Source organism: Rhodococcus sp. MPR-R1B (genome assembly GCF_058793255.1).
This window is the reverse complement of record NZ_JBXAFO010000045.1, coordinates 1-24,601: the sequence shown is the minus strand read 5'-3', so window position 1 is coordinate 24,601 and position 24,601 is coordinate 1. Positions and strand designations below refer to the sequence as shown.

24 protein-coding genes are annotated in these 24,601 nt (G+C 61.4%); 9 read left to right on the top strand and 15 right to left on the bottom strand.

The window, feature by feature from the left end; genetic code table 11:
• Window positions 1-95: 95 nt before the first annotated feature.
• Window positions 96-764 carry a DUF6891 domain-containing protein gene (locus AC1Q61_RS31330; RefSeq protein WP_042922833.1) on the top strand — a complete coding sequence of 223 codons (669 nt, stop codon included), beginning with the start codon at window positions 96-98 and terminating at the stop codon, window positions 762-764.
• Window positions 765-769: 5 nt separating this feature from the next.
• Here AC1Q61_RS31330 and AC1Q61_RS31325 read toward each other — a convergent pair whose 3' ends face one another.
• The 3 genes from AC1Q61_RS31325 to AC1Q61_RS31315 form a co-directional block, all read right to left on the bottom strand.
• Window positions 770-2,515: a cholesterol oxidase substrate-binding domain-containing protein gene (locus AC1Q61_RS31325; protein WP_065352837.1), complete on the bottom strand. Its 1,746-nt coding sequence runs from the start codon at window positions 2,513-2,515 to the stop codon at window positions 770-772.
• A 118-nt stretch (window positions 2,516-2,633) separates the two neighbouring features.
• Complete coding sequence (locus tag AC1Q61_RS31320) at window positions 2,634-3,437, bottom strand: metal-dependent hydrolase (RefSeq protein ID WP_215515609.1); 804 nt, start codon at window positions 3,435-3,437, stop codon at window positions 2,634-2,636.
• A gap of 219 nt (window positions 3,438-3,656) precedes the next feature.
• The gene (locus tag AC1Q61_RS31315) at window positions 3,657-4,121 is read right to left on the bottom strand and encodes a hypothetical protein (protein ID WP_003943487.1); all 465 of its coding nucleotides are present in this window, start codon (window positions 4,119-4,121) and stop codon (window positions 3,657-3,659) included.
• Window positions 4,122-4,288: 167 nt separating this feature from the next.
• On the opposite strand from AC1Q61_RS31315, the gene AC1Q61_RS31310 reads away from it, so the two are divergent.
• Both AC1Q61_RS31310 and AC1Q61_RS31305 read left to right on the top strand, forming a co-directional pair.
• Complete coding sequence (locus AC1Q61_RS31310; RefSeq protein ID WP_042922831.1) at window positions 4,289-4,993, top strand: response regulator transcription factor; 705 nt, start codon at window positions 4,289-4,291, stop codon at window positions 4,991-4,993.
• Complete coding sequence (locus tag AC1Q61_RS31305; RefSeq protein WP_042446646.1) at window positions 4,990-6,369, top strand: sensor histidine kinase; 1,380 nt, start codon at window positions 4,990-4,992, stop codon at window positions 6,367-6,369. The genes AC1Q61_RS31310 and AC1Q61_RS31305 overlap by 4 nt, the downstream gene beginning before the upstream one ends.
• Here AC1Q61_RS31305 and AC1Q61_RS31300 read toward each other — a convergent pair.
• The 8 genes from AC1Q61_RS31300 to AC1Q61_RS31265 all read right to left on the bottom strand — a co-directional run bounded on the left by AC1Q61_RS31300 (window position 6,266) and on the right by AC1Q61_RS31265 (window position 14,895).
• Window positions 6,266-7,255: an LLM class F420-dependent oxidoreductase gene (locus tag AC1Q61_RS31300; RefSeq protein WP_007732341.1), complete on the bottom strand. Its 990-nt coding sequence runs from the start codon at window positions 7,253-7,255 to the stop codon at window positions 6,266-6,268. The genes AC1Q61_RS31305 and AC1Q61_RS31300 overlap by 104 nt on opposite strands.
• Window positions 7,256-7,261: 6 nt before the next feature.
• Complete coding sequence (locus AC1Q61_RS31295) at window positions 7,262-7,948, bottom strand: HAD family hydrolase (protein ID WP_003943463.1); 687 nt, start codon at window positions 7,946-7,948, stop codon at window positions 7,262-7,264.
• Between the two features lie 269 nt (window positions 7,949-8,217).
• Window positions 8,218-9,669 carry a catalase gene (locus tag AC1Q61_RS31290; protein WP_003943483.1) on the bottom strand — a complete coding sequence of 484 codons (1,452 nt, stop codon included), beginning with the start codon at window positions 9,667-9,669 and terminating at the stop codon, window positions 8,218-8,220.
• Window positions 9,670-9,700: 31 nt separating this feature from the next.
• Window positions 9,701-10,255, bottom strand: a complete 555-nt coding sequence (locus tag AC1Q61_RS31285; protein WP_003943517.1) for a Fur family transcriptional regulator — start codon at window positions 10,253-10,255, stop codon at window positions 9,701-9,703.
• Between the two features lie 291 nt (window positions 10,256-10,546).
• A complete protein-coding gene (locus tag AC1Q61_RS31280) occupies window positions 10,547-11,194 on the bottom strand; it encodes an acetoacetate decarboxylase family protein (protein ID WP_042922823.1) in 648 nt (215 codons plus the stop codon).
• Window positions 11,178-12,893 carry a GMC oxidoreductase gene (locus AC1Q61_RS31275; RefSeq protein WP_054187018.1) on the bottom strand — a complete coding sequence of 572 codons (1,716 nt, stop codon included), beginning with the start codon at window positions 12,891-12,893 and terminating at the stop codon, window positions 11,178-11,180. The genes AC1Q61_RS31280 and AC1Q61_RS31275 overlap by 17 nt, the downstream gene beginning before the upstream one ends.
• Window positions 12,890-14,374, bottom strand: coding sequence for a flavin-containing monooxygenase (locus tag AC1Q61_RS31270; RefSeq protein ID WP_007732326.1), 1,485 nt, complete (start codon window positions 14,372-14,374; stop codon window positions 12,890-12,892). Before AC1Q61_RS31270 ends, AC1Q61_RS31275 begins: the two co-directional genes overlap by 4 nt.
• Window positions 14,371-14,895 (bottom strand): TetR/AcrR family transcriptional regulator, encoded by a 525-nt coding sequence (locus AC1Q61_RS31265; protein ID WP_202427151.1) that lies wholly within the window; start codon window positions 14,893-14,895, stop codon window positions 14,371-14,373. Before AC1Q61_RS31265 ends, AC1Q61_RS31270 begins: the two co-directional genes overlap by 4 nt.
• 183 nt (window positions 14,896-15,078) lie before the next feature.
• Between AC1Q61_RS31265 and AC1Q61_RS31260 the strand changes: the two genes are divergently transcribed.
• The 5 genes from AC1Q61_RS31260 (at window position 15,079) to AC1Q61_RS31240 (ending at window position 18,896) form a co-directional block, all read left to right on the top strand.
• Window positions 15,079-15,789 carry a response regulator transcription factor gene (locus tag AC1Q61_RS31260; RefSeq protein WP_215515608.1) on the top strand — a complete coding sequence of 237 codons (711 nt, stop codon included), beginning with the start codon at window positions 15,079-15,081 and terminating at the stop codon, window positions 15,787-15,789.
• A 143-nt stretch (window positions 15,790-15,932) separates the two neighbouring features.
• Window positions 15,933-16,199 carry a response regulator transcription factor gene (locus tag AC1Q61_RS31255; RefSeq protein ID WP_370333094.1) on the top strand — a complete coding sequence of 89 codons (267 nt, stop codon included), beginning with the start codon at window positions 15,933-15,935 and terminating at the stop codon, window positions 16,197-16,199.
• 20 nt (window positions 16,200-16,219) lie between these two features.
• Window positions 16,220-17,434: a sensor histidine kinase gene (locus AC1Q61_RS31250; protein ID WP_082920527.1), complete on the top strand. Its 1,215-nt coding sequence runs from the start codon at window positions 16,220-16,222 to the stop codon at window positions 17,432-17,434.
• Complete coding sequence (locus AC1Q61_RS31245) at window positions 17,431-18,543, top strand: DUF8320 family protein (RefSeq protein ID WP_042922819.1); 1,113 nt, start codon at window positions 17,431-17,433, stop codon at window positions 18,541-18,543. Before AC1Q61_RS31250 ends, AC1Q61_RS31245 begins: the two co-directional genes overlap by 4 nt.
• A 47-nt stretch (window positions 18,544-18,590) precedes the next feature.
• Window positions 18,591-18,896: a hypothetical protein gene (locus AC1Q61_RS31240; RefSeq protein WP_073513342.1), complete on the top strand. Its 306-nt coding sequence runs from the start codon at window positions 18,591-18,593 to the stop codon at window positions 18,894-18,896.
• 6 nt (window positions 18,897-18,902) lie between these two features.
• Here AC1Q61_RS31240 and AC1Q61_RS31235 read toward each other — a convergent pair whose 3' ends face one another.
• Genes AC1Q61_RS31235 through AC1Q61_RS31220 form a run of 4 tightly spaced genes read right to left on the bottom strand, consistent with a single transcriptional unit; the run spans window position 18,903 to window position 23,729 of the window.
• Complete coding sequence (locus tag AC1Q61_RS31235) at window positions 18,903-19,799, bottom strand: hydroxymethylglutaryl-CoA lyase (RefSeq protein WP_370852725.1); 897 nt, start codon at window positions 19,797-19,799, stop codon at window positions 18,903-18,905.
• Window positions 19,800-19,815: 16 nt separating this feature from the next.
• On the bottom strand, window positions 19,816-21,030 hold the full coding sequence (locus AC1Q61_RS31230; protein WP_007732303.1) for a CaiB/BaiF CoA transferase family protein: 1,215 nt from the start codon (window positions 21,028-21,030) through the stop codon (window positions 19,816-19,818).
• 36 nt (window positions 21,031-21,066) lie between these two features.
• Window positions 21,067-22,833 carry a multicopper oxidase family protein gene (locus AC1Q61_RS31225; RefSeq protein WP_492651243.1) on the bottom strand — a complete coding sequence of 589 codons (1,767 nt, stop codon included), beginning with the start codon at window positions 22,831-22,833 and terminating at the stop codon, window positions 21,067-21,069.
• A gap of 56 nt (window positions 22,834-22,889) precedes the next feature.
• Window positions 22,890-23,729 (bottom strand): alpha/beta fold hydrolase, encoded by an 840-nt coding sequence (locus AC1Q61_RS31220; protein WP_042922817.1) that lies wholly within the window; start codon window positions 23,727-23,729, stop codon window positions 22,890-22,892.
• A gap of 65 nt (window positions 23,730-23,794) precedes the next feature.
• Between AC1Q61_RS31220 and AC1Q61_RS31215 the strand changes: the two genes are divergently transcribed.
• On the top strand, window positions 23,795-24,571 hold the full coding sequence (locus tag AC1Q61_RS31215) for a TetR/AcrR family transcriptional regulator (protein WP_042922815.1): 777 nt from the start codon (window positions 23,795-23,797) through the stop codon (window positions 24,569-24,571).
• Window positions 24,572-24,601 lie beyond the last annotated feature (30 nt).

The window sequence follows — 24,601 nt, the reverse complement described above, 5'->3', positions numbered from 1 at the left end:
CGGTGCAGTACGGTGCCGGTATGCGATTGCCCTGGTCACGGTCATCACAGTCACGGTCAGCACAGTCACGGTCAGCACAGTCACGGTCAGCACCGGTGCTCAGTGAGGCCGACATCGTCGCCGTAGGTGAGCAAGCACGCGAACTGGTACTCCCAGGTTTCGCGACGTTCGACGAAATCTGCGAAGCCGCCCGAGACTGTGTCGAGGGCGGCTTCGAGAACGACGAACTCGGCAGACAGATCGACGCAGTAGTGCGTGAGGTCTGGGACCACAGACTCGGGGAGCAGACCCAGTGGACGGCTCCCGGCGACTTCGAGCGCCTCTCCGCAGCCTTCGCCGAACTCGAGCGCAACGGCATCGTAGCCCGGATGAACTTCACCTGCTGCATGCAGTGCGGCACTACTGAAATCGACGACGAACGCACGCCGTCCGAACCCGACGAGAACGGGTATCCCTTTGCTCAGTGGGCGTACACGTTCTTCCACATGCAAGATGCGGAGCGTCTCGGCGACGAGCCGTCCGATCTCTACTTGTCCTACAGTGCGTTTCGTCCGGCCCACGATCTCGATCCCGCGCTGGTCGCCGCTGCCTTCGGCGGCGACGAAACCGCCAAGGCACACATGATCGCGCACACCGATCAGACCGTCGGGCGCCAGGTAGCCGACGCACTCCGAACTCAGGGGCTGAGCGTCGATTGGAACGGTGACAACAATCAGCGTATCCGTGTCACCGACGTATGTTGGCGCAAACCGCTTCCGCAGTAGGAGATTCAGCTGGGTGGCAATACGCGGTCGAGGAACGTATTGCTGAATACGCGGTGTGGGTCGTGTTCGTCGAGAGTGGCGAGAGCGAAGTCCCAATTCCCGTCGCCACCGGCACGGAAGGTGGCAGGCACTGTGCTGGTGAGGAATTCGTCGTCCTGGTACGCCGCCTGATCGGTGAATGCCCACCCCTTGGACCACTCCGGACGGAAGGTCGCGTAATCGCCGGAGTAGTTCGCGACCATCCACCGTTCCATTTCGCGAAGGAAGGCAGGCAATCCCGCGGTGCCGGGAATCGAGACCACGTTCATCCAGATCGCTGTGTCCCAGTCCTGACGATCCGCCCGCGGCCGCACCGCTGACAGGTCCGGCACTCCGGCGCTGTCGACCAACACCTCGCCGTCATCGTCGACACCGCAGAGACGCACTTCGAACGGCATGTTGACGGGATACTGCCCCAGCGACGCGTAGTGCGTCATTCGTTCGTTCAGCCAACTCGTCATCTCGTGGACGACTCGGCCGATGTTGGACCGCTTGGTGATCACGGCTCCGCCCCCGGCTACGACGCGCAAGGTCGTGTGCCGGAGGTAGAACAGAACGTCTTTCGACCAGCCCCAGAGATCGTCGGTGTCGGTCAGCACCAATCCTGCTGCTACAGCGCCGAACTGAGAGGCGCCGAACAGCGGTGTCGCAGCTTGGAGACCCTGTGCCACCATCCCCAACGGGGTGGTGACCTCTTCGGGAATCGCGTCGGAGAAGAAGTAGTTGTACGGCCCGCTCACCTCTCGGGACTCCGGCGGTTTGACCGGGGTCGGTGTCCAGACCTTGAGCCACGGTGTTTGCGTGAACGGGAACCAGATTGCTTCCACCCGTCCGGATTTCTCGACGAAACTCTCGTAGGTACGCCCTGGCGAACCGGGAGCAGCAAAGAGTTCTTGCCACGGAATGTCGGTGAAACTCTGGCACCGCAGCCGATAATTCTCCCCGGCTTGCAGCGTCACGGAGGTGACGAAGGTTCGACCCAGATGGGTCAGGAAGGCGGTGCTCTCGACGTCCGATCGGTGAAATGTCTTCAGTGCGTACCGATTGATGCCTTCGTCCCACGCCACCACCGTGATCTCGGTGATCAGGTTGCTCAGCGAACCATACGATTGACCAGGGGTGATCGTCTCCCCCACAGCCGGATAGGTTGCCCCGTGAGCACCGATCGCCAGCGCGCCGGCGATGGACAGCTCACCGATCGCCGGAGAGTTGGCCCAGCCGAGCCCTTCTCGCTCGAGCGCTGTCAGAATCGCTTCGATACTGGCGCCGGCGCCCGCCGTGACCGTTGCGGGCGTGCCGTGCTGCACCACAACCGAATTCAAGTTGGCCATCGTATCGACCAGCAGAATTCGATCCGAAGGCGCGCCGGGCACCACCGTCAACGGGCTCCACCCGTGCATCGTTCCCTTCGCACGCACTGTGTACCCGTTGTCGAACGCCCAGTTGGCGAGGGTGACCACGTCGTCGCTGTGACGTGCCGCGGCCGTCCACACGCTGTCGAGCATGATTTCTCGCGACCAGTTCGCGTACGCCTGCTGTGACAACGGAATGTCCGACGGAAATCCGGGCGGTGGCGCGATGGTCGATGCCGAACCCCAGGGAACTGCTCCCGCCGGCGCCCAGGAAATGCCCGCGAGAGCAGCTGCGCCGGCACTCGCTGCGAGAAATCCGCGCCGGCTCACTCCGTCTTCGCTCGAGCTGTGCTCTGCCATGCGCTCTGCTTGATGCACCACTGCTCACTCCGTCAGCCGACTCGGTTCATGTCAGGGACGAACGTAGAACAAATATGATTACGATGCCAGTGGTTCCGTAATAAAAGTTTTCCGAAGCTCACTGCACCATCGGAGCGAATACCGCGTAGATCGCTTCCGGGGCACCGTCGAACGCACTGATGATCAACCAGGCAGTCAGAACCGTCAGAGCCGGCCCGATCAGAACCTTCTCTAGGTTCCCACCTGCACGGATGGACAGGAATGACGGCAGCCGTTGTTCCCACCATCGTTTGCCGCCGAGTGGGATCAGGGGCGCGAGAAACGGCACCCCTTCCTTGGTGATCGCATCGCCGAAACAGTGCGTGGCGCAGCCCAGTGCCACCGCAACACCTAGCCCCGTGGATCCGGCCTCACTCGGATACCACTGCCAGGTGAGGGCAGAGAGCACCAACGCAACGGCGGAGACCGCGAGCCAACCCTTCTCCTTGGCCAATTCACCCGCCAATCCACGGATGGCCAACCCGAGGCAGAAGAACAGGGTGATGATGATGGCTGGCTTCCCGAACTGAACAACCAGCGCCGAGACCCCGGCACCCAACCCGGCGGCGAACAGCGCGGTGTGCGTGAGCGTCCGATGCCCACCACGACGCTTGCCGTCCTTCTTGCCTTTGGTGATGCGGTAGAAGGTCACCGAAAGTGCGTCGATGCCTTTGGCCAGAGCCTTGCTGAGCGGACCGAATGATCGCGAAACCGTCGACTGACCGGTATCGAGGTCGGGAAGCAAGGCGGCTCCGGCGCACACCCCGGCAAAGGTCAAAGTTTCCGCAGTGGATGTGGGCCCTCCCCAGTCGAGAGGCAACAACTCCGCAACCACCAACCCCACAGCAGCACCGGACATCGCGTGGGTGGGGCCCATGACCATGAAACACAACACCTTTCGAAACGCGCCCCGCATCAGGCCGTACCGCACCTCTGCAAGACACCACACACATGACGCCGTCGGCGACGGCCCCGGCATGCTCGCCGAGACCGCCCCGAACGTAGCAAGTGCTACCGACAGGCTTGACCAACCTCCAGACCCAGTTGAGTACGGCCGTACCGTTCCAGGTCAAAGCGGTTCATGCGGAGCTTTTTTCGCTCGTCAGCCCGCGGCAACCGTGCATGACAGGGCAACACCCTCCTCCAGCGGAGCGACACCGGCCATGTCGAGCACCTCTGCCGGAACACCTTCGGTCGTCGGAGCCCATTCGACGGTCGGCAACGCCGGCACCCCTTCACGCGCAACGAATGTCGCAGCTTCGCTCGGCACTTCGATAGTGACTGCGGCCGTACCGGCCTCCTCCGCGCGCACGACCTTCCCCTCGTCGATGAGCTTCTGCAGCTCCTCGTCGGAAATCGGCGCCGCGACACCACACGCTACTTCGGGAGCCACACCCAACTCGGCTGGAGCGGTCGCGATCGACCGCACCGCCACCGGTGACCCGTCGGAAATCGGGTTGGAAGCCCAGGCGATTCCCGGCGCCACTGCCATACCGAGGACCGCCACGGACGCCACCACCACACCGGTCCGGCGGGCCCGCTTGCCGTTCACTTTCAATCGCGTCATCGTTGTTCTCCTTGATCGAACGTTCTCGAGTTCTCGGCGCGGTCGCATCCGAGAAACCCGAGGTTATGAAGCCAACACTGCAGATCTGTTGTCGGTTTCTTAGGAGTTGATGAGAATGCGACGGCCCTCGCTCCGAGCGAGGCCCCAGGCCTTGATCCGATGGCACCATGGCTGGGGTGAGTACACGCGAGCGCATCCTGATCGTTGACGACGACGCGAAGGTTCTGAATTCGCTCGAACGTGGACTCCGATTGTCGGGCTTCGACACGGCAACTGCCGTCGACGGACGATCGGCCTTGTCATCGGTGAACAAGCAATGCCCGGCCGCGCTCGTTCTCGACGTCAACATGCCCGGCCTCGACGGCGTCGGGGTGGTGACCGCCCTGCGCGCGATCGGCAACGAGGTTCCGATCTGCGTGCTCAGCGCCCGAAGTTCCGTGGGTGATCGCATCGCGGGGCTGGAGGCGGGCGCCGACGACTACCTCACCAAGCCCTTCGAGTTGGCCGAGCTCGTCGCCAGACTCCGCGCATTGCTTCGACGCACGACGCGAGCCACCCCGTCGGTCGACCATCCGATCACGGTGGGACCGCTGACGGTCGATCTCCGTGGCCATCGAGCGCACATCGACGGTAGACGAATCGAACTCACCAAAAGAGAATTCGACCTGTTGTCGGTACTCGCCGAGCACGCCGGTGTCGTACTCAGTCGCGCACAACTCCTGCGACTCGTCTGGGGTTACGACTTCGCTGCCGACACCAATGTCGTCGACGTCTTTGTCACCTATCTACGCAAGAAACTCGAAGTCGACGGGACTCCCCGCGTGATCCACACAGTGCGTGGGGTGGGCTTCGTCCTGAGGGCCGAACGATGAAGCGGCCGCTGTCACTTCAGACTCGCGTAGCCATCGCCTCGGGCCTGGCCGCCGGAATCGTGATTGCCGCGATCGGAATTGCGTTCGCGGTCTTTCTGCGTGTCAACGGATCCGAACAACTCGAACGCACTCTCGATTCCGTCACCCTGGGCGTCGCGGCGAGTGCGCCGAGCCCGCTATTCATCGAAACACCAACTGCAACAACAGAACCATCCGTGGTCAGCCCCGGATTCAACGCCGCGACCGTCAGCGCCTTGGCTACCACCGATGTTCGCAGTCGTGATGTTCTGGTGCCCGGCGACAGCGGCGCCGCACTGGCCGTCAGCATCCCCGAAGACCCACTGACCCAGGCAATCCGTGAGCAGCAGTTCCAAGTGGCCGCTGCAGCAGTGGTCGCCATCCTTGCCGCGGCCGGGCTCGGTTGGTTCCTCACCGGCCGAGCCGTCCGGCCACTACAGCAATTGACCGAGACCACCAGTTCGATCGGCAACAACCTCGACGTCGACGGACTCTCGCGCCGGGCACCGTCGGTACGTGGAACGCGAGAAGCCGAAGAACTGTCGGAGGCAATCCACAGCATGCTCAGTCGCATCGAAAGCGATCGAAGCCGCACCGAGGAGGCGTTGGAGTCGGCACGCGATTTCGCTCGCGTCTCCGCCCACGAACTGCGCACACCTCTCACGTCGATGCGTACCGATCTCGAAGTTCTCGCAACACTCGATCTCACGGAAAGCCAACGGCGCGAACTGTCCGGCGAATTGTTGGAAGCGCAGCGCCAGATCGAGCGCACCCTGACCGACCTCGAGACTCTAGCCCTGGGTGACGTGGCCGATCCCGAGGATTGTGCCGACGTCGATCTCGTGGAGGTTGCCGATCGCGCCGTTGCTGACGCAGGCCGTCTGCACCCGCAGGTCGACGTTCGTTTGAAAGCACCGGAAGAACTTTCGGTTCAGGCCTTTCCCGCGGGTATCCGTCTGGTGCTGACCAACGCCGTCACCAATTCCGTTCGGCACGGCAATGCCGACGAAGTCGAGATCACTGTCCGATCAGGGGCTGCGACGGGTTCGGCGACGGTATTCGTCGACGACAACGGCACCGTGATCGCGCCTTCGGAACGCGAAGCGATGTTCGAGAGATTCGTTCGTGGTACCGGTGCGGGCGACGCCGGAAGCGGTTTGGGACTGGCCCTCGTCGCGCAGCAGGCGAGGCTGCACGGCGGTAGCGCGCGACTCGACAAGAGCCCACTCGGCGGAACTCGATTGATCTTCTCGATCAACCCAATTCGACGTGCAGAGCCTCGAGCAGCGGCTTGGCCGCCTCGTCGAAGAATCGGTCTTGGGTATCTCCACCGATCTGTACCAGTGCCACATCGGTGAATCCGGCGTCCGTGTATGCCTTGACCGCTTCGACGATCACATCGAGATCGGGACCACACGGAATGCTTTCAGCTACATCCTCTTTGCGCACGAACTGAGTCGCACCCGAGAAGCTCGCCGGCGTCGGCAGTTCGGAGTTCACGGACCACCCTCCGCCGAACCACCGGAACTGCTGATGAGCTCGTGCAATTGCCGTGTCGCGATCAGGGTCCCACGAGATCGGAATCTGACCGATGGTCCGGCCTGCGGGAGCCAATCCGTATGCTCGGCCGTGCACGTGCTTCCACAAGTGCACTAGCTCCGAATCCGGTTGCACGGCAATCAGATCGTCGGCCATCGGACCGAAACGCTCGACGGACTTGTCTCCGGACATGGCCAGCGCCAGCGGAACCGGGTTCTCGGGGAGATCCCAGATCCTGGCGGACTGGACGTCGAAGTACTCCCCCTTCCAGCTCACCAGATCTCCGGCGAGCAGTGCGCGAATGATGCTCACCGCCTCCTGCAGCATGTCCTGGCGGGTGTCGATGGACGGCCAACCCTCGCCGACCACATGCTCGTTCAGGCTCTCGCCACTTCCCAATCCCAGGGTGAAGCGTCCGTCCGCGAGGATCTGGATCGTCGCAGCTTTCTGAGCGACGACGGCGGGGTGGTACCTCACGGTCGGACAAGTCACGTACGTCATCAAACCGACTCGCTCGGTGGCGTGGGCGACTGCCCCCAGCACCGACCAGGCGTAGGGTGCATGCCCCTGCTCGGTCAGCCACGGCGAGTAGTGATCACTCATCACTTCGAAGTCGAAGCCGACTTCTTCGGCCCGAACTGCATGGCGAACCAGTTCTTTCGGACCTGCCTGCTCCGTCATCAAGGTGTAGCCGAATCGTGCCATCACTGATCAACTCCCGGTATCTAGGCCTGAAACGAGTTCGGAAATCACACTGCCGTCGAGGTGGTCGAGGAGGTCGCGGGCGTCGTCGTACACGGCAGCCGCACCCGCACCTTCGAGTTCGTCGGTCGACATGCCGCCGCTGCGCACTCCCACAGCCACAACGCCCGCCCATGTCGCCGCCTTCATGTCCCAGACGGCATCCCCGACCATGACCGCATTGCCCGCGTCGACACCTGCCTTCGCGAGCGCGACCTCGATCAGGTCCGGATCAGGTTTGGCCTCGTCGACGGATTCCGAAGAGGTGGCGGCGTAGATCATTTCGTCGATGTCGAGCGTCCGGCGTAGCAACTTCAGTTCGTCGTCCGGCGCCGAGGTAGCGAGCACCACGTGCAGTCCGAGCGAGTGAACTCGGCGGATCAACTCGCGCGCTCCCGGCAGTACTCGGAGACGGTCGGCCGACTGCCGGTAGTACGTGGTGTGAAGTTCTTTGGCTCGCGGTCCGCACCCGTCGATGTCTTCGCCGAGCAAGGACTCCAGTAGTTGGTCTCCGTCCATGCCGATGCTGCGGTGTACCCGCCACGCGTCGACCGGGCGACCTACCTCGAAGAAAGCTCGCGACCACGCTTCTACGTGCAGATAGTTGGAATCGACGAGCGTTCCGTCGATGTCGAAGAGAACCGCACCTATTGCCATGGGAATTGACTGCCCAACACCTCGGTTCGCGAAACTTGTGCCCCGAGCATTCTCAGCTCGAGAAGCGGATCATTGAGAGTGCGAACAGCAGAAGTGCACGTCGAACAGGGGTGTCGTCATGGAGTCAGTCGTTGTATTCCTTCTCGCATGCTTCGTCTATTGGTTTGCGCTTCTGTAGTTGGGTAGACGGAAACGGACCGCTGCCGGGAAGTGATTTCCCTTGCAGCGGTCCGCATTCGGTAGACCTAAGCGATGCTCATGTCAACGGGTCACTGACCTGCGCGTACACCTTCTTCGACGCGCTTGCCCAAATCTGCGTCGACGTTCTTCCAGTACTCGAAAACACGCAACAGAACTTCCTCACTGACGCCGGCAAGGGCGTGGCCGACGATGTTGCTCACCAGGCGCTCACGAGCTGCGTCGTCGAGAACTTCACGGACCAGCGTTCCGGCCTGCGTGAAGTCGCCGTCCTCGGCGTGCTCGATGTATCCGGCGCGCACTGCCTTGCCGTCGAACGCCCACAGTCCTTCGTCACCGGCAACCGACGGATCGGCATGCGGTCCGCCGTACGAGTTCGGTGCGTACACCGGCGTCGACGGGGAATTGAAGCTGTAACGCATGGCGCCCTCCTTGGAGTAGGAGTTCACCTCGTTCTTCGGGGCATTGACCGGCAGGTCGGCGTAGTTGGTGCCGATGCGGTAACGATGTGCGTCGGCGTAGGAGAAGACGCGGCCGAGAAGCATCTTGTCCGGGCTGAATCCGATGCCGGGCACCACGTTCGACGGCTCGAACGAAGCCTGCTCGATCTGCGCGAAGAAGTTCTCCGGGTTGCGGTTCAGCGTCCACTTGCCGACCTCGATCAGTGGGTAGTCCTTCTGGGACCAGACCTTGGTGAGGTCGAACGGGTTGAAGCGGTAGCCTTCGGCCTCGTCGACCGGCATGATCTGAACCTTGAGTGTCCAGCTCGGGAAATTACCGGCCTCGATGGCGTTGTACAGATCCGCGCGGTGGTAGTCGGGATCGCTACCGGCGAGGCTGTCTGCTTCGGCCTGCGTCAGGAACTCGATGCCCTGATCGGTCTTGAAGTGGTACTTCACCCAGAAGCGTTCACCCGCAGCGTTGACCCACTGGTAGGTGTGCGATCCGAAGCCGTCCATGTTGCGCCAGGTCTTCGGGATACCGCGGTCACCCATCAGCCAGGTCACCTGGTGAGCGGTCTCGGGACGCAGAGTCCAGAAGTCCCACTGCATGTCGTGGTCACGAAGACCGGAGCCGGGCAGTCGCTTCTGCGAACGAATGAAGTCGGGGAACTTGATGGCGTCCTTGATGAAGAACACCGGGGTGTTGTTGCCGACGAGGTCGTAGTTTCCCTCTTCGGTGTAGAACTTCATCGCAAAACCGCGCGGATCGCGCCAGGTGTCCGGGCTGCCCTGCTCACCGGCGACGGTGGAGAAGCGGACGAGGGACTCGGTCTTCTTACCCGGCTGCAGGAACGCGGCCTTGGTGTACTTGCTGACGTCGTGTGTGATGACGAGTTCACCGAAAGCGCCGCCGCCCTTGGCGTGGACGATGCGCTCCGGGACACGCTCGCGGTTGAACTGCGCGAGCTTCTCGATCAGGTAGTGGTCGTGAAGGAGCACCGGCCCCTGAATACCCGCGGTCAGCGATTCGTCATCACTTGCGACCGCGATACCGAAATTGTTGGTGGTGGGCTTGGTCATGGCGAAGCCTCCTAGCGTTGTGGGCTGGGCGTCAGAGGAGCGGGGCTGCATCCGAGTCGAACGCATGGGCTGCATGCGAGGTGGCTGACTCGGAGGTTCTGGACGCATCAATTCGATTCTGCGAGACCGCGTCCGACTCGGTGTCGGATTCGGCAGAATTCTTCAGGCAATCTTCGCAACGGCCCCAGAACACGACCTCGGCTTCGTCGATTTCGAAGCCATGATTATCGGAAGGTTCGAGGCAGGGAGCTTGGCCGACAACACAATCGACGTCGACGACCTTGCCGCAGCCGCGACAGACGAGGTGATGGTGGTTGTCACCAGTTCTCGTCTCGAACCGTGCGGGCGAACCCGCCGGCTCGATGCGTCGCAGCAATCCTGCGTTCACGCATGCCTTCAGCACGTCGTAAACGGCCTGTGTGGATACCGATCCGAGCTGCTGCCGCACGAGTGCTGCAACAGAATCGGCGTCTGAATGCGGTTGGGCTGTAACCGCATCCAGCACGGCGAGGCGCGGAGCAGTGACCCTCAACCCGACGGCGCGCAATTGCGCTCGGGGGTCGAAGTCATGCTCTCCGTCTCGCATGTTTCCCAGTATGCCGCTTTTCTGGAATTAGTCAAGAAAAGGATTGCCTAAGTTGAATCGAGACCGGTGTCACATATCAAGGACGGGAACAAATCCGGGGAGACCGCCGTTGAACACCCTGTCGGCGTCCGAACAAGCCCCGGGCCCCACCCCTTTTGTCGCTGCGAGCGACCACCCGCCGAGAGGCGCCTGTGGGACGTCGACACCTGACTTTCACACCACACCACACGACCAAGGCCGCCCGGTCACTGACGGGCGGCCTTGGTCGCTTTTTCTCAGGTCAAACCCCCGCTACCGATGCTTGGCCGCTCCCGTAGTCATTTTTCCGCCCAGAATCACGACGCCGTGATGGGTGCCCGCAGCAAGCCAGTCCGGCAGGGTCTGCCCCTCTGCCTCGACGCCCACGCGCGCGTATCGGAACGATCCCGTCAGCCTTGCCGACGCGATCGCCAGACCTCCACCGGACTCCGGCTGCGCAAATCCCAACGCCCCGGCAATCGGCAGACGCGGCCCGAGCATCCGCGTATCCGAACGCACCCGCCAACCGTCGCCGGTTGCAGTGAATTTCTGCTGCACGTCTCCGTCGAACTCGGCCAGAACCTTGGGTAGTTGCCAGTGGACTCGCCCACCGTGCACCGACGGTTCCGAATCCACCGCGATGAAAGGGACCGCCATCCGCGGCATAGGCCCGATCCGTTTCCCTGGCGCATGCAAGACCGGACTGGCGAGGATCTCGCGATACGGGCCGACCGGCGAATCGAGGTAGTCCACCATCATGGCCACCGTCATCGGAATCGTTCGACCATCCGGGCCGAGCTCCCGCGCCGCCGACGTACTGCGGTGCCACCACAGTGTCGCGCGAACGCGAGCCGGCCACGGCGGCGGATCACTCACCGGCCAGTCGACGCGGTCACTTGTCGATTCAGGCACGCTCCACATCGGACACCTTCTCAGCTCGAATGGTCAGGGGAAGCCGCAAAGCGCCTGGTGCATGCGTCGGCACCACCGGATCGGACGGCAAAGTCGGATCGATACGTACGTATGGCTCGCCGGTCTTCGGCCGGGCGTCCGCGCCACCCTTGTTCGGCCACATCGCGCACGCTCGTTCCGCCTGCGCAGTGATGGTCAGGGAAGGATTCACTCCGAGATTTGCGCTCACCACCGAACCGTCCATGACGTGCAGTCCCTCATGACCGTATGCACGCAGATACGGATCGACGACGCCACTCGACGCGCTGTCACCGATCGCGCAGCCACCCAGAAAGTGTGCCGTCATCGGGATGTTCACGATCTCGGCGATGGAACCACCCGGGTCGCCGTCGATCTTCTCGGCGACCTTGCGAATGGCTTTATGACCCTGCGGAATCCACTGAGGAGGTGGATCGCCCGGTCCCGGTCTACTGGTGAGGGAGCGCCCGAATCGTTTGGTGTTCTTGGAAAGTTCGAGGGAGTTGTCGTCGGTCTGCATCACCAGCGCGATGACGGTTCGCTCGGACCAGTTCCGTACCGACAACGACCGCAAGAACGCTCCTGGGTGTCGGGCCGCGACCGCCAGAGTCTTCAGCACCCGGGGAGTTCGCCCACCGCCGTCACTCAGGACGGTCTGCAGAAGTCCTATTGCATTGCTGCCCTTGCCGTATCGCACCGGCTCGATGTGCGTGTGATCATCCGGGTGAAAGGACGACGTGATGGCTACGCCCTGCGTGAAGTTCCGTCGACGCGACTTCGACGTTGCGGCCAGTACGGCTTCGGAATTGGTACGTACGACGGTGCCGAGAGTATCCGACAGGCCCGGCAGGGCACCGGATTCCTTCATACCGAGCAGCAGCCTCGCCGTTCCGTACGTTCCGGCGGCAACCACCACCTGATCGGCGGTGAACCGAACTTCTCGCCGGCGGACGCCGTCCGTTCGCCTCGCGAGCAGGCTGTAACCACCGCTTGCCGCCGGCCGAAGGTCGGTGACGGTCGTGAGCGGATGAACCCTGGCGCCCGCTTGCTCGGCGAGATGGAGGTAGTTCTTGACCAGCGTGTTCTTCGCACCGACTCGGCAACCGGTCATACATCCCCCGCATTCCGTGCAACCTGTGCGTTCGGGTCCTTTTCCGCCGAAGAACGGGTCCGGCACGGAAACTCCTGCCTCCCCGAAGAAAACCCCGACGGGGGTGGACGTGAAGGTCTCCCCCACGCCCATCTCTTCGGCTACGTCCTTCATCACCGCATCGGCAGGAGTGAAGGACGGATTGGTGCGAACACCCAACATCCGTTTGGCCTGGTCGTAGTACGGCGCCAGTTCGTCGTGCCAGTCAGTGATGTGCGCCCACTGACGGTCTTCGAAGAACCGATTGGGTGGCTGATACAACGTGTTGGCGTAGTTCAACGACCCACCTCCGACGCCGGCCCCCGCCATCACGAGCACATCCGGAAGAAGATGGATGCGCTGAACCCCATAACATCCGATCCACGGCGCCCACAGGTACTTTCGAAGTCTCCAACTGGTTTCAGGCAACTCGTCGTCGGCAAACCGTCGACCGGCTTCGAGCACCCCGACGCGGTAGCCCTTCTCCGTCAGGCGAAGAGCGGCGACACTGCCACCGAATCCCGAACCGATAACCACCACGTCGTAGTGCGTCGCGGTCATGCCTCGACGCTTTCGATCTTGCGAGCGGAGTAGTTCTCCCGATCGAAATGCTCCAGCAGCGAACGGAATTTGAAAGTGAACGTCGGCCACTGCACCGAGTTGCGCCCCTCCGGATCGATGTACCAACTCGAGCATCCGCCCTTGTTCCACACCGTGTGCTGCAACTCGTGCTGAATTCCCTTGTTGTAGTGCACCTGCACCGTCTCGTTCACGTCGAGGGCATCGATCCGCTCTCGCTTCATGGTGTTCAAGGCGTCGTTGACGTACTCGGCCTGGGACTCGAGCATGTACACGATCGAACTGTGTCCGAGGTTGGTGTTCGGACCGTACATGAGGAACAGATTCGGGAACCCGCTGACCGCAGTACCCTTGTACGCGTTGGGACTACCGTTCCAATGTGCGGCCAGCGTCTCGCCACGTTTTCCGGTGATCAGATGCGCAACAGGCGGTTCCGTCGGCGTGAACCCCGTGGCGAAGATGATGGTGTCGACCTTGTGCTCGACTCCGCGTCCGTCGACCACTCCGTTTTCGGTGACCGAGACGAGCCCACTGTCGACCAGACTCACGTCCGCGCGGTCAAGGGTGCGCAACCAGTCGTTGGACAGAAGCATGCGCTTGCAACCGATCGTGAAATCGGGAGTCAGTTTCCGGCGCAACTCCGGATCTTTCACCTGTCTGCGCAGATGAAGGCGCGCGGCCGCCTCGAAGGCAGGCAGCACCCACGTCGCGTGCGACATCGCGGCACCGAGTAGCTCGCGGAAGCCGTAAACCCACCCTCGAATCACCTTCTGTGTAACGGGAATCCGCGAGTACACGGCCTTCTGTGCGGCAGGCAGGGTGCGATCCATCCGCGGAATCACCCAGGCCGGAGTTCGCTGGAACACGGTGACATGGGCAGCAGGGTCGGCAATTTCGGGAACGAACTGAACCGCCGACGCTCCCGTTCCGATCACGGCTACGCGCTCACCGCGCAGTTCGTGTTCGTGGTTCCACGTCGCCGAATGGAAAGTGGTCCCGGAGAATTGGTCGAGACCGGGAAAATCCGGGATCTTGGGCGTCGACAACGCTCCGGTCGCGGCGACCAGAGCTTTGGCCGTCAACGACCCTCGAGATGTCCGAATACGCCACAGCGCCGCATCCTCGTCCCACACAGCAGCTTCGAGTTCGCAGTTCAGGACTACGCGTTCCACGATGCCGGTGTCTGCGGCCACCTTCTTCAGATAGTTGTAGATCTCGGGTTGACGAGCAAAGGTATGACTCCAATCGGCGCTCGGTGCAAAAGAATACGAGTACAACGCCGTCGGCACGTCACAGGCACAGCCTGGATAGGTGTTGTCGCGCCAAGTGCCGCCGATGTCAGCTCCACGCTCGATCAACACGACGTCTGCAGCGCGATTGTCGCGAAGCATTCTGGCGGCCAAGCCCATACCGGCAAATCCGGCACCGACGATCAGCGTTTCGACATGTTCGGGAAGCTTCACTTCTTCTCCACTCGGGATTGCCAGGCCGGCAACAGTCGCGCTCTGAGCGCGTCGTCGGCTTCGGATGTACGAAACAGGGCTGAGACGGCAAGCCCACGAACGAGTTCGATGGTGAGTTCGACCGACTCGGAGTCGAACCGATCACCGAACAACTCGGCGCTGCCGAACTCGAGCGCCTCACTCACCTTGCGTTCGAGGGGCACCGTGGCCGCATGCAGAACGGGATCGGTCCGCGCCGCGACCCACAATTCGAGGGCGGCATAGAACAGCGGCCCGGAGAACGCGTCCGACAGGACCTCGAGGCCTCGACCACGATCCACTTCAGCGGTGAGGATTTCTTCCAGCCGCTTGTCGACCAGATACTCGACGGCCGCGACGACCAGCGATTCCTTGGTCGGAAAATGATGCAGTTGCGTACCCCGCGAGACGCCTGCGCGGCGGGCGATCTCTTGCGTGCTGGTCCGTGCGTAGCCCAGCTCGACCAACGATTCGACGGCGGCGTCGAGGAGGCGCCCACGCATCGCCGCTGTACGTTCGGCCTGGGTACGGCTTACTTTCGCATCGGAAGTGGTCTCGGTCACAAGACAACTGTAGAGCCGAAACGTAAAACAGTCCAGGCTGACTTCAAATCTTGACACGTAACATACCGGTCAGTCAGCTATGCCTGATAACGTCCTCGCATCGAGCGGAGGGAAACAATCGCTATGCCAGAGCAAACAGCATTTCCACACCGCCGTGTCGGGTTGGTGGAAGACCACGAGTCGGTAGCAATCGGCGTGTCCGTGATGCTCGAGGACGAGCCGGACCTCGAATTGGTGTGCATCGCGACCACTGTGTCCGAGATGCTCGCTCAGAACGTCGCCTTGGATCTGGCAATCCTCGACCTCCGACTGGCCGACGGGTCATCGCCCAAGAGCAATGTCGAGCACCTGCGGTCCGCCGGGCTCGAGACATTGATCTTCACCGGGGCGGAAAACCCGTACCTCGTTCGCTCGGCCGCCCGTGCCGGCGTACTGGGTGTTGTACGCAAGTCCGAACCGACTGCCGTCGTGGTTGATGCGATACGCGCCGCCGCGTCGGGAAGGCAGGTGGTGACGACAGAGTGGGCTGCCGCAATCGACGGGGATCCAGGTCTCGACGAAGTGGGTCTGAGCCCTCGACAACTCGAGGTCCTCGAACTTTACGCATCCGGAGAGAAGGCGGATCGAGTTGCGCGACTCACCGGTTTGGCGCCGCAGACGGTTAACGACTACCTCCAGCGCATCAGGCAGAAATATGCGGCTGTCGGACGACCCGCACCGACAAAAACGGATTTGTACAAACGCGCGGTCGAAGACGGGGTGTTACCAATTCCTGAACGGCCTACTTCCGGAAAAAAGCTGACTTTGACTAACAATGAGGTTCGGCAACAATAACTCTCACAGCGCTGCCCCTGAAAATATGGGCAGAGGAATTGATGTCTGGGAAAAATTTCCCTCTTCGAATTACATTCATCTGACAAGAAGACGGCACTGTCGGGGGTCTGTCATTCCGCTACAGAGAAGTAAGGACGAAACTCATGACAGTCACTGTGGAAAACTGCATGGCACAGGATCCCGTAGGACCGCACCTTTCGGAGCGCGAAATCGAGGTTCTCAGGGAATGGCTACTGAGTGATTCGAAGTCACGCGTCGCTCAAAACCTCTACATCAGCGTGGGAACGGTGGGGACCCACCTGTCGCGGATTCGCGAGAAGTATGCCGACGTTGGAAGGAACGCACCGACGAAATGCGAATTACTCGTGCGAGCGATACAAGATCAGATAGTGACGATCGACGAACTCTGATCAGACTGCCTCACCCATCCTTGGCGAATGATTCAGCAGAGAGTCAATCAAGTACTACCGATTCCACCTTCACCGACAAGATCCTTCGTCTGTTCGGTAGATTCGTGTGCGCCGGCTACCTGTTCTACCTGCTCATCCTGATTCCGAATATCAGAGACGCAGCGGCAACCACCGCGGCCTGGTGGACACCTGTGGCCATCTTCGCGATATTCGGAACAGCCATGGTGTTGGGACTTTCGACGTTCCTGCCCCAGACAATCTGGATTCGTCGAGCTGCCGCAATTAATGCGATTGCCTATATTCTCGTTGCGTGCGCGTGGTGGCCTGCCTGGACCGGTGAACATGTCCAAGGCTTCGGGACGTGGCTCGCCAACATCCCTGGTGTCGCCGGGCTAGCAGCCGCAGCTGCATGGCAGCCTGCCTGGGCTCTGCTATACCTCGGGGTGGGAGTCACGCTCGTCCAACTGATCAATCACGCCATCCGCGAAGCACCCCTGTTCTATCTTCTGATTCCGGATCTCAGTGCTGCGCTGATGTTCTGCACAGTTTTTGTTGCAGCATCTGTTGTCGCACTTCGCACCGGGCAAACCCTTGACGCCACCATCGCGAGTACCCACGCTGCGGCCGCCGGAGCCGCGGCTGCAGCTGCAAAAGACGTCGAACGCGAACGCTTCAACGCCCTGATCCACGACACCGTGATGTCGACCTTGTTGGCTGCTGCACGAACGGACTCCGACTCCACCGTCGCCGGGCAGTCACGGCGCACACTGGCCCGCCTGGACCATCTTCGTTCGGGAGTCGAGACCGCAGAGCGATTGGACCCGGATGCGGTTCTTGCTCAACTCCGTTCGGCAGCCTCGGAAGTCGATGAGAATGTCACCTTCACATCACACGTGGAGTCAAACGCCAACAATGCCGAGTTCCCGTCGGAACCGGTGAGTGCTCTCGCAGGAGCCTTGAGTGAAGCACTGCGTAACAGTAAGAAACACGCCGGGCCGGACGCACGTCGTTCGGTCGACGCAATTGTCGAAGAAACTCGAATGGAGGTGACGGTATGTGACAACGGAATCGGTTTCGATCCTCGCACCGTACCGACGCATCGACTCGGCATCGCCGTGAGCATTCATGCCAGGGTACGCAGTATCCCCGGAGGGGCAGCAGACGTCGCGTCTTCTCCAGGAGCAGGAACCAAAGTCACTCTGTCCTGGCAACGAGCTGAGATGGCTCCTCGATGAACTTCGATGCGGGAAACATCGCCGTAGGCAAAGACATCCGCGACCTACTCGGAATGCGTAGTAGATCCGCTCTCCTTCTCGTTGCCTGCTTCACCGTCACGTATTCGATTTCCGCCGCGTACGGGACAAGCGGAGTCAGGTCCTCGTGGCCGCTGGCAGTCGCGGTACTCGTTGGGTCAGCAGCTGCTTTCTCCATCGTCCTGACTGACGGGGACCCCATGCCCCTTCACCAGAGCATCCTGCTCAGTGCTACCGGCTTAGTCGCCTGCGGCGCGGTGTTCATGGTATTGCCGGTACCTGTGCATAATCCGGCCCAACTCTGGCCTTTCGGAATGTGTACTGTCGTCTTCACCTTCATGTGTGTGCGGGGAAGGACGGGCTACGCCTGGCTTGGCGTGATTCTTTTGATTGCCTCCTCGGTTGCCTGGGCGACTGTGACAGGTCAAGGACCGTTGTACGGCTTCGCCGAGTCTTTCGCCAACGTCGGACCAGTTCTAATGTCGACGGTCTTCGCACTTACGATTCGGCCACGAGCCAAGACGATCTTCGAACTACGCCAAGCGTCTACCGAACGCATCGCCGCAGGAGCAGCCACGTCGGCAGTCATCGAAGAAAGAGACGCCCAACTCGACAGACTCAACATACTGGCCCGGCCTCTGCTCGAGCGGATTGCTTCAGGCGTGCCAATGGATTCCACCGAGAAATTGGCATGTGAATTACTCGAAGCTCAACTACGTGACTCGCTCCGAGCGCCGGGATTTCAGAAGAATCACGTGATCGATGCTGTGCGTGCCGCTCGAAACCGCGGCGTCGAAGTAGTCCTGCTCGACGACCACGGAATGGATGGCGCGAACGCCGACGTGCGCGACCGAATCCACTCGAGCATCGTCCGGGAACTCACCGCGATCACGCGAGGAAAAGTGACCATACGGATCCTTCCACCTCGGCGTACCGCTATGGCCACGATGCTGGTCGACACTGAAGACGTTCGACGAATCGAGTTCGATCACAACGGCATGCAGCTGCTACGGCAGGGGGACCGGGGAGAGCTCGGCACCTCGTCCATGTCCGTCGATCCGACTACAGACAGCGCCGTCGAACCCGAATAGCTTTCGAGGAGAGTGAGATTCACCGGGTCGATCACCAGGAGAAATGAATGATCTTCGAACTGCGTCCAGCGCATGTCGCACGTGCCCTCGCCGCACTGTGTGCCCTTCCGATTCTGTGGACCTTCGCAGTAGAGGGAATCACCACGACAACGGAATACGACTACAGCACAGGCGAAGTGTCCTCGTCGAGCGACCTGGGCTCTCAGATCGGAAGCGTCGCGATCTGGATCGTCCTCGCGATCGCATTTGCCGCCGGTGCCTGGTATCTGGAGAAGCAGCGCATCGGTTGGCCGCCGGCGGCGCACGAGCAGCTGGTCAGACTGCAGCTGGCATCACCCAACCGAGAAGAGTAAAGGTCCCTACCGCTTCCGATCGCCGGCGCGGAGAAGATTACTGGGAACCGTATGGCCCACTATCTCCTCTGCAACGGCAGCGGCACGAATGCTCGCATCCAGGTCGATACCCGTCGCAATGCCCATATCTTCGAGCATGTAGACCAGTTCCTCCGTCGCGATGTTGCCACTGGCACCGGGAGCGAACGGACAACCGCCGAGACCTCCGGTGGACGCGTCGAGGTTTCGAACACCGTGCTGCACAGCCGCAAACGCGCAAGCAAGACCAGCGCCACGCGTGTTGTGGAAGTGCGCACCCAAGCCGAAGTCACCTACTCTTTCGCCCACAGCGTCGATCAATCGTCCGACACGTCCCGGCGTGGCAGTGCCGATGGTATCTGCGATCGAGAACTGATCAGCACCGAACTCCTTGGCCTGCTCCGCAATCCGCAGAACACGATCCGGGTCGGTTGGACCGTCGAACGGACAGTCCCAGGCTGTGGCCACGATGACCTCCACCCGTCCTCCGGCGTCGTGGACGATCCTGACGACCTCTCCGATACGTTCGGTCGCTTGCTCCGTCGTCGACCGAGTGTTGGCCTCGCTGTGGCCATTCGATGCCGACACAACATATTCGACGGTTTTCATTCCTGCGGCGACGGCCCGTTTCGCTCCACCGATTCCGGCGACCAATGCCGAGAACTCGATGCCGGGCCACTGGTGCAGTTCTGCTGCCAACAATTCCGCGTCGGCCAACGCCGGCACAGCGCGCGGTGAGACGAACGACGTCGCCTCGATACGCGAAACACCCGTCGCAGCCAGAGCGTCGACAAGACGAAGTTTCTCCGCCAGCGACACCGGGTCTTCGATCTGCAACCCGTCCCGTGGTCCGACTTCACGAATACTGACTGCTGGAATACCCACGCCAGGTACCGACATGTCAGATCACGCCCTTCATCTTCAGTTCTGCCTGCTCGTCGTCCGAGAGTCCGAGGAGCCCGCCCCACACCGAGGAGTTGTCGTGACCCGGCGCCGACGCTCCCGCGTTGCGCACGGATCCGGGTGTCTCACTGAAGGTAGGCACGACGCCCAAGCCGAGGACGTTTTCACCGATCCGCTCGTCGTAGTGGTCGACGAGCATCCCCCGCTCGATCAGCTGCGGATCCTTGACGACATCTTCAACCGTATTGATCGGCCCGGCAACAACTCCCACTTCGGTGAGGCGTTCCACCAGGCTGGTGGGATCTTGGAGCGCGACCCAGGCGCTGATCAGTTCGTCGAGCTCGTCCTGATGTTTGCCACGGGCAACATGATTGGAGAAGCGGTCGTCATGCGCTAGTTCCGGTCGCCCCATGATGGTGCACAGACGCACGAAGAGCGTATCCTGATTGGCTGCGATCACCACCCAGTTTCCTTCAGAGGTCTGATAGATGTTGGACGGCGCAATACCCTCCAATCTCGTTCCCGAGGGCTGCCGGATGATCCCGCCCCGATCGTAATCCGGGATCGTGGATTCCTGCACCGCCAGACAGGATTCCGTGAGGGCAACGTCGACCACCTGACCACGGCCGGTCCGCTCTCGTGAGAGCAACGCCGCCAGCACTCCCTGAACGGCGAACATCCCGCCGAGAGAATCTCCGAGCGAAAGGGCAATACGCGGAGGCGCCTGCCCTGGATAACCGTTCAGATGCCGAAATCCGCTGACCGCTTCGGCAACCGAGGCGTAGCCGGCGCTCTTGGCTTGCGGTCCGCTCTGCCCGTAACCGGATACCCTGGCCAACACCAACTTCGGATTGCGCGCACTGAGAACGTCGAATCCCAGGCCCCACTTCTCGAGGGTGCCCGGCCGGAAGTTCTCGACCACCACATCGGCATGTTCGATCAGATTCAGAAACAGGTCTCGCCCCGCGTCGACGCGAAGGTCCAACGTCACACACCGCTTGTTGCGGGCGTGAACCGTCCAGAAGAATCGATGACCGTCCTGCTCGGCCTGACCCCAGGTACGAAGCGGGTCCGGGCGGTCCGGCGATTCGATCTTGATCACGTCGGCGCCCATGTCGCCGAGCAGTTTCCCGGCGAAGGGCCCGGCGATCAAGGTTCCGAGTTCAATCACCCGATATCCGTCCAGGGGCCCGGTGGGCGCACCTTCCGACACAGCTGCCTCCTCTGGGAACTTTTCTCCCCTTGAAGGCTACGTCACCACCCGATATCGCAACATCATGTCGTGGTCTTCGTGATCGAGCATGTGGCAGTGCCAGACGTACCCCTGAAGGTCCCCCATGCCGACTTCTCCGTGTGCCGAGTGATCTGCCATGGAACCTCTCGCGAAAGTTGCATCCGGATCGAAGCCCAACTCGTCGGCCGTCGGAAAACGCACGATCACGCGGGTGATCGAGTTGGCATCCACGATGACCGTGTCCTTCTCCCCCGTTTCCCACACTTCGGGAGGCCGCAGCGAAGAGGTCACGAATTCCTCTGCCGACGGCGTCCACCGGACTCCCAGGTCAGGTACCGGATACCGCTGCATGAGCGCTGCAGTGTCGATGTTCTGGCGCCCCACAACGCGGAACGCCACCAGATGCAGATGAATCGGATGCGGTTCTGTGGTGATGTTGATCAAATTCCATTGCTCGATGGTTCCCTGACGCGGCAGTTCGATATCTGAATCAGTGAACCGCAAATTGTTGAGCGACATAGTGATCGACGGGTAATCCGAGGGACGCGACAGCTGCATGATCGTGAGATTTCGCACCATATCCGGGGACGCCGGTTCGGCAGCAACGGAATTCAGCTGCTGCGGGATCGAGCCGGTGAATCCCTTTGCGCTGCCCACGTCGAACCGACAGAAGACCGGCATCACCCGTGTGCCGCGTTGCGCCACCGCAAGGGGTACCGGTTCGTCGTTGCGCAATTCCACCGTTGCGCCCGGCTCGAGCATGCTGAAGTCGACCAGCAGATCAGCGCGTTCACCCGGACTAAGCCGGACGTGATCCGTCGGCGCAGGAGCGGCCAAAAAACCGCCTTCGGAACCGATCACCCAGAACCGCATACGATTTGCGAAGTGCAGATTCCACACCGAATAGGTTGCGGCATTGAGCAGTCGCAATCGGTACAGTCCGCGAGCCACCTCCACTTTCGGCCATACGACGCCGTTCACTACACCCACGTCACCGGGAGTCGCCGGATCCCAGGAACCCTGCGGAGTGAGCCACGTGGAACGGACACTCTGTTGACCGTCGGAGGTGAAGACCTTGTCCTGCAGAATCATCGGAAGCTCGAATTCGCCGGACGGCAAGCCGAGAGAATTCCCGGTGGTGCCTGTATCTGCGTCGTCACGGAGAAAATACATCCCGACCAGCCCGGCGTAGACGTTGAGGCGCGTCATTCCCATGGCGTGATCGTGATACCAAAGATTGCCGGCGGCACGACCATTCGTGTACTCGTGAACCAAACCTTCGCCCGGACGCTGAATCAGCTCCGGATGCCCGTCGAACTGCGGTGCAGTAACTCCTCCGTGCAGGTGAAGCGAGGTGGGGACCTGTGTGCGGTCGAGGTCGCTGACGCCGTGCAGACCCGGATCGACATCCGCGGCAAGCGGATACGCAGAAATGTCATTGGCATATCGGACTGTGACGAGCTGATCGACGTGAGCTTCGATGGTGGGGCCCAGATAATCCATTCCGCCGTAACCCAGCGACGGCGACGACGGTAGGTCCGGATGGAATCGGTGCATCGACGATGCCGCACGAAGCTCCAGGTTGCCACCCGAAATGCCCGGCAGGACAGGAAGGGTCTCCCGAAACGGTTCCAGACGGGGCGACGGAAGTTGGAACGGGCGCAGTGGATCGACATCAGGTGGTCGAGCCGTCGCTGATCCAGCGGACAACGCGCTCAGACCGGCCAGCAGGCCAAGCCCTTGAACAAACGATCGGCGACGGATCTTGTGTGACTCGTCCACTCACGGCCCCCTCACGCTGACGGCATCCGGAGCGGGTTACCCGCGTGCTCGCACGGTCAAACACCGACCACCTTCTCCAACCAGGGTTTGAGAATGGGTAGAACATGAGCCGGTTGCATTGCCTGCGTGTGATCCAGACCGTCGAGTACCTCGATATCCCACCCTGCCGACCGAACGGCGTCGAGGTCGAGATCGGCCGGCGCGACCCGTACCCCACCCCATCGGTCACCGTATTCGATGACGTCTCGCGAACCGACGAAACACATTCGCGGACAAAGGATGCGCCCTTGAATCGTTCGATCGTCGAATTCACCAAGTGCGCGGTACAGCGTCACGAACTGCCGGGTCTGCGCTCCGGTCAACGCAATGTCGATGGAGTTCCAATCGAATTCGTCTGATGATGCCGTGGGCTGTGATGTGTGCTGGGGCGGTTCACTCGCCATGCGGTGTGTAGCTTCGGTAACCTGGAGCATCGCCTTGTACGGCCCATCCACCGGCGGGAAACCACCCATGACCAGTGCGGTCAGACGATCGGTGCGCAGCGCCAACTGCAATCCGCACAGAGCCAGCCAGGAGTATCCGTAGTAGGCGAACTGGTCGATCCCAGCCGAATTCGCCACAGCCAGAATGTCGGACGCGATGTTGTCGGGAGTGAGCGTGTCCGGCGCGGGCGACGCCATCCGGTGCCCTTCGTAGTCGAAGGCAACCACAGTGAAGTTCGACGCCAACCCTTCCAGGAACGTTCGACCGAGCGAGGGGTCAACGCCCCAGGCGCGCAGTTCGTCCGCCTTGATGCCGGTAGCCGAAATCGGATTCACAGGTATCAGCACGGCAGGGCCATGTCCGAGAACCTCGACATCGATAGTTGTCCCGTCGTGAAGTCTTGCCTCAACCATGCCCACTCCCAAATCTTTACACTGTAAAGTAATTAAGAATAGCGCGACTCCACGAAAGCGACAAGATGAACAAACAGGCAGGCCGACGCGATATCGCACGCACGATTTCACTTCTGTGGCGTCAACCCGAGGCGCCTTCCGGCCGCCGAGGACCGAAGCCCGCGCTGTCCACTGACACAGTCGTTGACGCCGCGATCGAAGTCGCCGACGCCAACCCCACGACACCGTTGTCGATGCGCATGATCGGCGACCACCTCGGCCGAACTGCGATGTCGTTGTACACCTACATACCGGGAAAGGACGAACTACTGGACCTGATGTACGACCGGGTGCATGCCGAGCTACCGCCGATCGCAGACACCGGCGACTGGCGCATGGCACTCTCCGACTGGGCCGCCGCACTCTTCGCCCTACATACACGCCATCCGTGGACATTGGATGTCTCGTTGGCGCGCCCCGTCCTGGGTCCGCACGAGCAGACAGGACTCGAATCACTCCTGTCCATTCTCTACTCCACAGGTCTCGATGCTCCGACCATCCGCAGATCGGTGAGCATGCTTTTCCATTTCATCCGGGGGTCCGCGCGGACCTTAGCTGAGATCCGGAGCGCCTCGACCATCGGAGATTCCGAATCTCATTGGTGGGCAGAGTCTTCTGCTGCACTGGCCGATGCTGCACCGGATTTCGCGGACGACTTCCCCCACACGATGCAGTTGGGTCGGGAGGCCCCACCGGTACCGGGCGGCGACTTCTATCTCGAACGAGAAACCGAAGAGTCATTTACTCAGGGCCTACAGATCCTCCTTGACGGTATCGAATCGAGGATTCGAAAACGCTCTTGACTCGAACGCATGTTCGAGTATGATTTGGGG